An 11,488-nucleotide genomic window follows, 5' to 3' on the forward strand; every position below is an offset into this window, starting at 1 on the left:
CTGACAATATGTACGACAATACCTAATTCATGCATTTTTATTTCTTCTTATTACGTAAGATCTTAATCTGTCTTTTTGCAGCATAAGGAAGAATGACCTTCAACTTATCTTCTGATCTCACCATATTGCTTCCTTCTGGGATATCTCTTGTAAGCTTGATTGCATCAAATTCACATTTAGTTGTACATAGACCACATCCAATACATTTATTAGGATCTACCACACTTGTACCACATCCAAGACAGCGTTTTGCTTCTGTTTGTACCTGTTCAGGCGTAAATGTAGAACGTAAGTCTTTAAATGTTTCTGTCGCAAGACCCTGTTTTGTACCTGGAATCTGTCTCTTTGAATGATCAAAATCTAAAGTAATTAAAATATCGTCCTTATCAAGCTGATTAAACTGGTGTAAATCTCTACCTAAAGTTAAAGAATGACCCTTATGTACATAACGATGCATTGATTCAGCCGCTTCTTTACCCTGTGCAATCGCATCAATCGCAAAGCGAGGACCTGTATATACATCCCCTCCTGTAAAGATATCTTCTACAGAAGTCTGTAAAGTAATAGCATCCGCTTGAATTGTACCATTTGGATTTGTATTGATATCTAATCCTTCTACAGGAATAATATCCTGTCCTACAGATAATAAAACATAATCACATGGGTAGCTTTCTGTTTGTGTTTCATCATAAGATGGATTAAAGGCACCTGTTTCATCTCTTAAAGATATACATTTCTTTAATGTGATTGTATGATCCTTGATTTCCTGGGGACCCCATCCACAATGCATAGTAATACCTTCATGAATGGCTTCTTCCACTTCATCAGGGCTTGCAGGCATGTCTTTTTCTGATTCTAAACAGAATAAGTCAACAGATGCTGCACCACTTCTTAAAGCACTTCTTGCCACATCCATAGCCACGTTACCACCACCAATGACAACCACATGACCACTAAGCATGTCTTTACTCTCTTCTTTATTAACTTCTCTTAAGAAATCAACACCTGTCATAACATACTCTTCATTCATTCCAGGAATATTTAATTTCTTACCACCTTGTGCACCAATCGCAAGATAGATGGCTTCATAGCCTTCTTCACGTAATCCATCAATAGTGATATCTTTACCTATCTCTACACCACATCTAAACTCAATGCCCATTGCCTTAAGCACTTCTATTTCTGCATCAATGACATCTTTTTCTAATCTAAATGATGGAATACCATAACGAAGCATACCACCTGGTTTTTCTTCTTTTTCAAAGACAGTGACAGGATAACCCTTGATTCTTAAATAATAAGCAGCACTCATACCAGCAGGACCTGCACCAATAATAGCCATCTTATTAGAATAGAATCCACCCTCTTCATTTTCACATAATGGGATATAGCGTTCTTCCTCATTAAGTTCTCTTTCCGCAATAAACTTCTTGATTTCATCAATTGCGAGAGGGGCATCCAATAATCCACGTGTACATTCCTGTTCACATCTTCTGTTACATATAGAACCGCATACTGCAGGGAATGGATTAAAGTCTTTAATAAGCTTTAAAGCATCCATGTAACGTCCAACACTAGCCATCTTGATATAGCCCTGTACAGGAAGATGAGCAGGACAGGCTGTTTTACAAGGAGCAGTCCCTGTTTCATGACAATTGACTTTGGCAGTATCTCTAAAATCAGGATTCCAATGATCTGGTCCCCATTTAATCATATCTGGTAATTCCACCTGTGGATATTCAATAGGCCCCTTCTTTGTACAAAGCTTCTGACCAAGCTTTGCAGCTCCTACTGGACATACTTCTACACACTTGCCACAGGCTACACACTTGCTGACATCCACATGTGCACGATAAGCACTTGCAGACATATTTGGTGTATTAAAGAGCTGGCTTGTTCTTAAGGCATTACATACACCTGCTGCACAGTTACAAATCGCAAAGATCTTATCTTCACCATCAATATTTGTAATCTGATGCACATAACCTTTTCTTTCACATCTTTCTAATGTTTCAATAACATCTTCATAAGTACAGTAATGACCACCTTTATTTGTCTCTACAACATAATCAGCCATATCGCCCACCGCAATACATACATCAGCTTCAATATCACCTGTACCTTCTCCTCGAACTCTTTGTTGTCTACGACATGAACATGGAGATAAAGCATACTTATCATACTTATTCAACCAATGAGAAATCTTTTCTACAGACACTGCTTCCTGATTGGCTTCAATAGATTTTTCTACTGGAATAACATGCATTCCAATACCAGCCCCTCCTGGAGGCACCATTGGAGTGACCTTTTCTAGTGGTAATCTTGTCATCTGCTCGAAGAAATCAGTCACAACTGGATGTTCTTTGACTAAATCATTATTCATAACCATGAATTCTGCAGAACCAGGGACGAACTGAGGCATCACATATTGTTTATGATGATCTACATTTTCCCAGTTATATTCAATCATCCCTATATCACATACTTCTTTTAATACACGTTCAACACGTTCTTCTTCCCAGCCTGTTCTTTTAAGAATTTCTTCAAAAGACATAGGTTTGCGTACTTCAAAAAATAAACATAAATTACATTGTTCATCATTCAAGATTTCACTTAAACATTTGTATTCAGGATCATCTTCCTTAAGTTTCTTGAACTTCACTGGTATTCGATCTGTAATACGTCTTGCAAGTCTATCAATATTATCTCTATAGGCCATTGTTTTATTCCTTCCATTCTCTTATACGTGTTAAAAGGTAATCACACCAAAGCTTGACTCCTTCTCCACTTTTTGCACATATTTCAAACACCTTTGCATTCTTATTACGATAATGAATATTCTCTTTACACTTTTCTATATCGAAATCAAAGTAAGGGAGAACATCCACCTTATTAATAAGTACTACATCACATACTTCAAACATAAGCGGATACTTTAAAGGCTTATCATCCCCTTCTGGCACACTCAATATCGCAATATTTAAAGAGGAACCTGTATCAAATTCTGCAGGACATACCAAATTTCCCACATTCTCTAATACTGCAAGATCTAGATTTTCCATTCCTAATTCATGTAATCCCTGTCTTGTCATATCCGCATCTAAATGACACATGCCTCCTGTATGTAATTGTATTGTACGTACACCATACTGACTAATAGTGTGCGCATCCACATCACTGTCAATATCTGCTTCCATAACACCAATATTCACTTCATCTTTAATTGTTTCAATAGTGCGTGATAATGTGGTTGTCTTTCCTGAACCTGGACTAGACATGATATTAAGTAAGAAAACACCCTTCTCTTTGCATTCCTTTCTTAATAAATCGGCATCCTTATTATTATCTTCAAATATACTCTGTTTTACTTCTATAACCTTATACATATGTAAACCCCTTTCATTAGATATTCTAATAGATTTCTTGAACAGAGTAAACAGAACAAAACAATCCTTTAACAAATCATCTTATTTGTAAGGATTTAAAATTCTTAGAGTTTGTGATTTTCTTTAAAATAGTGGTGTATTTGGTGTATAATGGCACAGGTATTCAAAGGAGAAGAATTATGATATTAGAACAAATAGATGAAAACTTATTAAAAATTGCGAATGAATCTGATGTTGTATTAAAAGATATTTATGAAAAGATTGATGATGTTTGTTTCTATAACTCAAACAGAGTTCTTTCTGCATTTATTGAGAATAATGTCAGCTATTCTGATTTTGCGGACATGAATGGATATGGCAGCTATGATTCAGGAAGAGATAAGCTAGAAGCTATTTTCGCAACTATTCTTGGATGCGAAGATGCATTAGTTAGACCACAGATCATGAGTGGTACAAATGCACTTTATTTAACTTTATCTGCTTTGCTTAAGCATGGTGATACAATGATTTCATTATCTGGAGCACCTTATGATTCTTTACAGGAAATGATTGGTATTTCAGGAGAATCTAGTCAGTCATTAAAGGCTCATGGTGTATCTTATGAACAGATTGATTTAATTGATAATGATTTCGATGATGATAAAATCGTAGAACGTTTAAAGAAGAATGACGTTAAACTTGTAGAAATCCAGAGATCTAAGGGTTATTCTTCACGTTTATCTTTAACACTTTCTAAGCTTGAACGCATTATTACTAAGATCAGAGAAGTCAATAAGGATGTTATTATCATGGTAGATAACTGCTATGGTGAACTTGTAGAAAAGAAGGAACCAGGACATATCGGTGCTGATATCGTTGTAGGGTCTTTAATGAAGAACCTAGGTGGAGGTATTGCTCCTACTGGTGGTTATATTGCAGGTAGAAAAGATTTAATCTTTATGTGTGCTGAAAGATTAACTGCACCTGGTATTGGTAAAGATCTAGGAGCTAACTTCAATATGAATAATACATTCTTCAAGGGTGTATTTATGGCTCCTAATGCCGTAAAGAATGCTTTAAAGAGTGCTGTATTTAGTGCTTATATGTTAGAAAAGTTAGGCTTTAATAATGTCTCTCCAAGATATAATGAAGAAAGAACTGATATTATTCAGACATTAGAACTTGGTACAGAAGAAAACCTAGTGAAGTTTACACAGGCTATTCAGAATAGTTCTCCAATTGATTCATTTGTAGCCACTATGCCTGCACCAATGCCTGGTTATCCCCATGATGAAGTGATGGCTGCTGGTACATTTACTTCTGGAAGTACAATTGAATTAAGTGCCGATGCACCTGTTGTTGCACCTTATACACTTTATATCCAGGGCGGTCTTACATTAGAATATAGTAAACTCTCTATTCTATTCGCCCTTACAAATGTTTTAAAGAAATAACACGAAAGGTCCTGATTGATTTCAGGACCTTTTTTAACAGCTGCCTTTCTGGCCGCCATCTATTCTTATAATTGTATTGTTGATGAAATTGGCTTCATCACTAATAAGGAACTTCACAAGATAAGCCACTTCTTCTGGTTTACCATAACGGTTAACCATGATTTTTTCCTGTTCCTCTTTTAAGAACTCTTCATCATATCCATCTAGTTCATTGTCTGTTCCAATGAATCCTGGTGCGATTGCATTCACATTAATATATGGCCCATATTCAAAAGCAAGATTATGTGTTAATGAGATCAATGCCGCTTTAGAGGCATCATAATCAATACACATTGGATAATAAGTATTTATACCATTGGTAGAAGAAATATTAATAATACGTCCATATTCCTGATCAAGCATATGTCTATAGACACGCTTACTGCAATTAAATGCCCCTACGACATTGACATCCAATGTCTTTCTAAACTCATCAGCCGTCTTAAGATGAAAGAGATTGGATAAATCAACAGCGGCATTATTAATAAGAATATCAACACCACCCCATTTTTTCTCTATTAAAGAAATCATGGCATCCACTTCTTCTTCCTTTGATACATCCGCTTGAATCGTCATCACACGTACATCATAATTCTTTTTAATCTCTTCTTCTAATAAAGCCGCTGCTTTATTAGAAGTAAGGTAGTTGATCACTACATCATAATGATTTTTCGCAAGTTCTAATACGATGGCTTTTCCTATCCCTTGAGCGCCACCAGTTACAAGTACAACTTTATTCATATGTGAAAAAAGAGCTTATATTAAGCTCTTCCTGCGTATTTTCCATCAGATGAGAAGACAACGATTTCTTCGCCTTCTTCAATAAACTGAGGTACTCTTAATGTTAGACCAGTATTAGTGACAGCATCCTTAGTCTGGTTAGATGGTGCACCTTTAATAGCTGGGTCTGTCTTGACAACAGTTAATTCAACTTTTTCTGGGATAGATACTGATAATAAATCACCTTCAAAGAACATAAGAGATGCTTCTCTTCCTTCTACGATGAAATATTTATTGAATCCGATCTGTTCTTCTGATAATTCATAAGTATCATATGTTTCCATATCCATGAAATAGTAAGTAGAATCAGCTTCATATGAGTACTGTGCTGTTTTCTTTTCAATGTTAGCAGCTTCGAATTTTGTTGAAGCGTTGAAGTTTCTGTCCTGTGTAGAACCAGTCTTTAAGTTCTTCATTTTAGTCTTTAAGATAGCAGCACCTTTACCAGGTTTTACATGTTGGAAGTCTAAAACAACCCAAGGATCGCCATCAACGATTAATGTAAGTCCAGTTCTAAAATCTCCTGCAGCAATTGCCATAATAATCACTCCTGTTTCTATATGTTTTTTACGTTCCTATTGTAGCAGTTTTATAGCTTACTCTCAAGTTATAGAGAAATTTAATTAGAATAAAGATAATTTTTCGTTTGTTTTCTGGTGTTCTCTAATATATTTACTCCATTTAATATAACCATAAGTTGTATTAGTGAAGTAACCAAGCTTAAGTATGAGTAATACATACTGTCCAGATAAGATGTTAATAACAGCCTCTAAAGCAGCACAGATATACCATGCAATCCACTGTTCTCTTAATCTGAAGAAAATAAATAAACCATTTGCAATACCTACTGCTGATGCACAGGCATCAATATAAATGATCCATGTTTCTAATGTCTTATTTGTATAGAAATCAGTTGCAATATCTAAACCACTGATGAAATAACCAACAACGACAGTCCATACAAAGATACCTACAATAACAAGTACTTCCTGATATCCTTTTAGTTTTCTTACCATTGTCAATTCATCTTCTTCTTCATCTTTATGCTTAGACCAGTTGATATAACTGATGATATCAATTGGAAGCCAGAAGAATAATGTAGTCACCATTGTTGCAAAACGATACATTAATACAACACACATTACGATTTCCGTAATTTCTACAGCAACAGATACTAAGAAGTTGTAACGAGACTGTTTAGAAATGAGTAATTCACATAAGATATTTAAGAATGTATCTAAAAGATACAATAACATGATAACAATACCATTAACACCATTTGCACTTTCTTCTGGGAAAGCAACAGCGAAAATAGTAGCAAGTAACATGATGCTCAAGAACCAGCTCTTTTCATATGTTGTAAACTGTTTAGAGAATAACAACATTAAAGCCAATGACAAGCTTAAAATAAATAAAGAAGATGCAAGGTTAAAGATGTACATAGTCTTATTTGCCATGACCTGCTTATAAGAATGTTTAACTTCTTTCTGACTCACATCTTTGTGATCAAAGTATAAGTCAGTTCCATTACTTGTCTTGAATTCATAAGCAGTAATAGTCTTATTCTTTAACTGTGTATATTCTTCATAAGAATAAGAAACAACAAGCTGTTTGTCACCTTTACTATATGTAACATCACATACTGTGTTGTCTGAACTATAGTCTTCATCCTGTGTATTTCTTTTCATTACAATGCTTTGTACATAATCCACTTTACCAGGATTAGAATGCACTTCTTTAAGACCTACACAAAGAGAAATAATTGAACCTAATACTAATGCAATAAGAACAATAATTTCAGCTGTTCTTAATTTCTTTCTAGGTTCAATGTTGTTTTTAAAAAATTGAATCATATTACAAACTCCCCTTAAAATTTTAAAATCAGTGTTTTAAAAAAATACTTCACAATTATAATAAATAATCACTTAAAATGGTAGGTCTTTTTGTAAAGTTTATCGTATTTCTTTCAACATTTCTTCAGGTGTAATATCAAACAAACTTGCAAGCGCTATAAGATTAGTCGTACTTGGATCAAATGAACCATTTTCCCATTTAGAGACTGCTTGTCTAGATACACCAAGTGTTTCTGCCACAAATTCCTGAGTCATCTGACATTCCATGCGGTGCTTTTTAATCACACCTCCTAGTGTTTTTGCATACTCTTCCTTTTCTTTACGTACTGGCTCTGACTTAATATATTTTCTTAATGCAACAATGAGCAAATAAACGACATAGATGATTACACCCCAGATAATAAGTGCAGATATAAGCACCAGTAATAACATGAATGTATTTGTTATTTTGATTTCCCTCCTCACTAAAAATATAGCTTAATACCACTAATTGCGCTATCAACTATCAAGCAACTACTAATAATTTTACATCAATACATGTTCTTATCCGAGTATCTTCTTGATTCTGCTTCTAAATAACAGTGTCCGTGTGATTCTTCTATTAAATCAATCTCCTTATAAGGTAAATTAAAAACCGACCGTATATAAAGTCGGTTTCAAATCAGCCTCAATATATAGGAGGCCACTCTGTTAATTTATCGCTCTCTTCTTTAAGCTTTTTTTCTTCTTCTTCAAAATCTTCTATAGTCCAATCAGGATGATGGATTACAACATCAAGATAATATCTTACTTTATTTCTTCTCATGTTATTCCATACTCCTTTCAAATTCATTTAATGACTTTGTGCAATCTTTCCTCTTCTTAAATTGTATTATGTTAAACCATATTTGTCATCTATATTAGATATCTAACAAAAAAAGAAGGCATCGCCTTCTTAACGCATACAAATATAAACAAGATATGCTGTATAAATGGCAAGCATCACAATACCCTGCCACTTAACAAGTTCTTTCTTCTTCCATGCAAATGCCCATACAAGAGTACTTACTGCAATTAAAATAAATGTATCAATCAAGTTTTCTGTAATTATGGCAACAGGACTAATGACCCCGGCAATACCTAATACAAGCAAGATATTAAAGATATTAGATCCAATAACGTTACCTAAAGCCATATCGATTTCATTCTTTCTTGCAGCGACAATAGAAGTAACTAGTTCTGGAAGACTTGTTCCTAAAGCGACAATAGTCAAACCAATAAGGTTCTGACTGAGTCCTAGCATAGTCGCAATAGCTGTAGCACCTTCTACGACGAAATCACCACCAAATTTAATAGCAGCTGCACCACCGACAATATATACAATACACTGCCATACTGGTAATAGCTTGATTTCTTCATCATTATCTTCGCTTAATGCTTTATTTCTTGCCTTTAATGCTGAGTAGATCATCCATCCTAAATATGCGACAAATAATACAATAAAGATTGCACTATCTACTCTACCTAGCATACTATCTAAACCAAATACAAGTAATAAAGCAGCACAGATAATAGAGAATGGAAATTCTTTCTTTAGTGTATCTGTAGAGACTGCAAGAGGAACAAAAAGTGTACATACACCACATACAGCCATTAAATTAAATAAGTTAGATCCTACTACATTACTAACTGCAAGAGCGTTGTTGTTGCTCATTGAAGCAGTGACACTGACTGCACATTCAGGTAAACTTGTACCCATGGCGACAATTGTAAGTCCAATGATCATTGAAGGAACTTTTAATCTTTTTGCGACAGAAGAGCTTCCATCTACAAAGAAATCTGCACCTTTAATCAATAATATAAAACCAACAATTAATATAGCTAATTTCATCAAAGTATCAATCATTTTTTCTCTTCCTTTATATATAAACTGATTAATAATTTAACATTTCATCCTACTGTTAGTCAATAGTATCCAACGATTGAAGCACATCTATTATTTCATCATAATTTCACATGTGAGGTGACGATAATAACTGATTACTTGTTTATTAAAAATCTGTTTTAGCATATAATTCTTTTTCATTAATAACCTTATTAACTACTTTATTCATACCATCCGTACAATAATCACGATAACCATAAGAATCACCTACAACATGATCATTTTCATCTAATAAGACATAATCCATTGTCCAAGTATCAATAGACATACTGACAGGAATCTTGTCTAATTCCTTACAATTTTTTCATTCCATTTTCGAAATGATAGATTTCCTCTAGTTTGATTTTTCCATCTTGTATACAGGCTAACATATGACGTCCACTAGAAGCTCCAATATCTACTGTAAGATAATACTGGTTCATTTCCATTTACCTCCTTTTGTTTATATTTTCCATTGATGACTCATTTGATGTAAAACAAGGATGTAAAAAAGTCCACCGAAGTGGACTATACTCTATTTAATTCATCCAGCATTGCGCTTCTGTTTTTATATTGAATCTTCCATTTCTTAATGATTTCATCAACTACTTTATCACCACCAGTAATAGACTTCATGATTCTTAACTCTTCTACAATTTGATAATAATGCTTTCTGCTTCCAGTAGATTCAGCCTGTTTTTCAACAAATTCTCGATATAACTGAATCAGTTTTTCAGGATATTCATCATTAAGCACGTGAGTATATTGATGCAATAAATCTCTATTATTACTTCTTAAAATAACATCAAATAGCTGTCCATATAATTGCTCTGTTTCTAATATTTCACATAAGAACCTTCCAGGAGTAAGCTGTTCAATTATAGAGTCTCTTTCCTTGATCCATTCTTTATCAGAAAAAAGACTTCTCAGCTCAACATAATCCTCTAAATTAGTATCATTGAAAAAGAGAATCAAATTCTTTAATTCTTCTCTGTAAGCTTTGATATTTCCCTGCTTCTTATAAATATCTTTCTTCAATATTATATTATACTTCATACGATCTTGATTTTCATATTCAAAATCAATACATTCGTCAATATAATCTAAAGCCTTGTCATATTCTTTATTATTAATACAAGTATAGACACAGTCCATTCTAATAGGAATATATTCCCAGTACTTTTTATGAACAGCACTTATCTCCTTCTTTGATGCTTTATTCTTCTTTAAGAGTTCAAGATACTTTTTCGCAAATCCTTCAATTGCATATTCTCTATTAAAAATATTATCATGACTCTCTATGTAGTCTAACTGTTTTTTCACAAGATCAAGCTTCAGCTTTAAGAATTCCTTACCACTTAAACAATCAAAAAATATTTCAATAATCTTTTGGCTATCATAATAATCTCTCATGCTATTGAGGTATTGTCCTAATTCAACAAAAGCTTCTAATCTTTCTAAGTCATCCATACACATAATTATATTTGCCCATTGGCTTATAATGATAACAGAAAGTGCAACCGTTTCACCTCCATTATCCTCAATATCTAGCTTATAAAATACTTCATAAGCTTTTAATAAGAATCTAAATGCGAGAGAATATTGATCCCTTTTCTTTAAAACATCAAGCCACTTGTCAACAGCATCTTCATAGTTATCACAAAAATCCCGGCTAAATTCATAATCGATATAATGATAACCATCACTATAAGAATCACAAACTCCCTCCAAATCATCAATCATTGTATCTAGAGAAATTTCATTTTGTGTATAGTGTTTAAACGATTCTACTAAATTAGGATTATCATCAAGTACTTGAATAAGAAATGATCGTACATCCTCTTCTGAAGCATCTTCAACAAGCTGGGAACTATCTATTTCTGGATGAGTCACTCTTAGTTGCCACTCATATAAAACAGCTGCCATGTGCTTACAATTATGCTCGTCTTGTGCATAAGGACAATCACAGGACATGCCTATGATTTTATTTCCATTTAATTTGATTTCTACATGATAAGGATGTGTGCCATAAACTACTGCCTTAATCCTATTAGAAGTAATACGTAAATCTTCTACGCGTTCATCAAAATAATA

12 protein-coding genes are annotated in these 11,488 nt (G+C 33.8%); 1 reads left to right on the plus strand and 11 read right to left on the minus strand.

Annotated features, from left to right (window positions below; genetic code table 11):
- Nucleotides 1-37: 37 nt before the first annotated feature.
- Complete coding sequence (locus tag B2S90_RS00755; RefSeq protein ID WP_278779101.1) at nucleotides 38-2,719, minus strand: FAD-dependent oxidoreductase; 2,682 nt, start codon at nucleotides 2,717-2,719, stop codon at nucleotides 38-40.
- Between the two features lie 4 nt (nucleotides 2,720-2,723).
- Nucleotides 2,724-3,386 (minus strand): hydrogenase nickel incorporation protein HypB, encoded by a 663-nt coding sequence (gene hypB / locus B2S90_RS00760; protein WP_278779103.1) that lies wholly within the window; start codon nucleotides 3,384-3,386, stop codon nucleotides 2,724-2,726.
- Between the two features lie 179 nt (nucleotides 3,387-3,565).
- On the opposite strand from hypB, the gene B2S90_RS00765 reads away from it, so the two are divergent.
- Nucleotides 3,566-4,819, plus strand: a complete 1,254-nt coding sequence (locus tag B2S90_RS00765; protein ID WP_278779105.1) for an aminotransferase class I/II-fold pyridoxal phosphate-dependent enzyme — start codon at nucleotides 3,566-3,568, stop codon at nucleotides 4,817-4,819.
- Nucleotides 4,820-4,852: 33 nt separating this feature from the next.
- Here B2S90_RS00765 and B2S90_RS00770 read toward each other — a convergent pair whose 3' ends face one another.
- From B2S90_RS00770 to B2S90_RS00810, 9 genes are all read right to left on the minus strand, one after another.
- Nucleotides 4,853-5,599: an SDR family NAD(P)-dependent oxidoreductase gene (locus B2S90_RS00770; protein ID WP_055233937.1), complete on the minus strand. Its 747-nt coding sequence runs from the start codon at nucleotides 5,597-5,599 to the stop codon at nucleotides 4,853-4,855.
- 20 nt (nucleotides 5,600-5,619) lie between these two features.
- A complete protein-coding gene (gene efp / locus B2S90_RS00775; protein WP_055289480.1) occupies nucleotides 5,620-6,177 on the minus strand; it encodes an elongation factor P in 558 nt (185 codons plus the stop codon).
- Nucleotides 6,178-6,261: 84 nt separating this feature from the next.
- A complete protein-coding gene (gene pnuC / locus B2S90_RS00780) occupies nucleotides 6,262-7,491 on the minus strand; it encodes a nicotinamide riboside transporter PnuC (RefSeq protein WP_278860509.1) in 1,230 nt (409 codons plus the stop codon).
- A 99-nt stretch (nucleotides 7,492-7,590) separates the two neighbouring features.
- On the minus strand, nucleotides 7,591-7,923 hold the full coding sequence (locus B2S90_RS00785) for a helix-turn-helix transcriptional regulator (RefSeq protein WP_286696380.1): 333 nt from the start codon (nucleotides 7,921-7,923) through the stop codon (nucleotides 7,591-7,593).
- A 235-nt stretch (nucleotides 7,924-8,158) separates the two neighbouring features.
- Nucleotides 8,159-8,296, minus strand: a complete 138-nt coding sequence (locus B2S90_RS00790) for a hypothetical protein (RefSeq protein WP_155812542.1) — start codon at nucleotides 8,294-8,296, stop codon at nucleotides 8,159-8,161.
- 129 nt (nucleotides 8,297-8,425) lie between these two features.
- Entirely contained in the window at nucleotides 8,426-9,376 is a 951-nt protein-coding gene (locus B2S90_RS00795) for a calcium/sodium antiporter (RefSeq protein ID WP_278861610.1), read from the minus strand.
- Nucleotides 9,377-9,521: 145 nt separating this feature from the next.
- The gene (locus B2S90_RS00800; protein WP_286696381.1) at nucleotides 9,522-9,683 is read right to left on the minus strand and encodes a hypothetical protein; all 162 of its coding nucleotides are present in this window, start codon (nucleotides 9,681-9,683) and stop codon (nucleotides 9,522-9,524) included.
- 25 nt (nucleotides 9,684-9,708) lie between these two features.
- Nucleotides 9,709-9,837 (minus strand): hypothetical protein, encoded by a 129-nt coding sequence (locus B2S90_RS00805; protein WP_286696382.1) that lies wholly within the window; start codon nucleotides 9,835-9,837, stop codon nucleotides 9,709-9,711.
- Between the two features lie 85 nt (nucleotides 9,838-9,922).
- Nucleotides 9,923-11,488 (minus strand): SWIM zinc finger family protein (locus tag B2S90_RS00810; RefSeq protein WP_286696383.1); only part of this gene is annotated, 1,566 nt, incomplete at its 5' end.

Origin of the sequence: Catenibacterium sp. UBA627, assembly GCF_002299355.1 — a bacterium.
GTDB lineage: Bacteria > Bacillota_I > Bacilli_A > Erysipelotrichales > Coprobacillaceae > Catenibacterium > Catenibacterium mitsuoka.